The sequence below is a fragment of the Pseudoalteromonas sp. 2CM37A genome (genome assembly GCF_023161885.1).
GTDB classification, from domain to species: domain Bacteria; phylum Pseudomonadota; class Gammaproteobacteria; order Enterobacterales; family Alteromonadaceae; genus Pseudoalteromonas; species Pseudoalteromonas atlantica.
The window spans coordinates 1-550 of sequence record NZ_JALNTJ010000028.1 but is presented as its reverse complement, the minus strand read 5'-3'; the positions used below and the strand labels follow the sequence as shown (position 1 = coordinate 550).

The 550-nt window shown below is 40.9% G+C and carries 1 protein-coding gene; it reads right to left on the bottom strand.

The features are described 5' to 3' along the window. Positions 1 to 8 precede the first annotated feature (8 nt). A partial coding sequence (locus MTF68_RS19650; RefSeq protein WP_248463415.1) for an IS3 family transposase occupies positions 9 to 550 on the bottom strand: 542 nt, incomplete at its 5' end.

The following is a 550-nucleotide window of genomic DNA, read 5'->3' as shown; positions in this document are numbered from 1 at the left end:
AGCTTTCACTAGACAGTTTCTAACTCAGAAAAATACGCTTCCTCAAACTTAGCTGGTGAAACACCGCCTGTGTGTGAGTGGCGTTTTTTTGGATTGTAGAACATTTCTATAAAATTGAATATCTCAGCTTTCGCATCTTCCCTTGTCGAATATATCTTACGCTTAACTATTCGCTTTTTAATCGTCGCAAAAAAGCTTTCAGCAACTGCATTATCGTGACAATTCCCAGCTCGACTCATTGAGGGTACAAGGTTATGTTCTTTCATAAAGGCTAAGTAATCAGCGCTACCATACTGGCTTCCTTGATCACTATGTACCATTACGTCAGCTTTGGGTTGGCGCTGATAAACTGCCATGAGCAATGCTTTAATTACTAAGTGCTTGTCCATGTTTTTATCCATCGACCAGCCTACGATGCGCCTAGAGAATAAATCCATGACAGTTGCTACATACAAGAAGCCTTCATAGGTTCGCACATAAGTAATATCACTTACCCAAGTTTGATTCGGCGCAGGAGGATTAAACTGACGAGCTAGCAAGTTATCTGCAA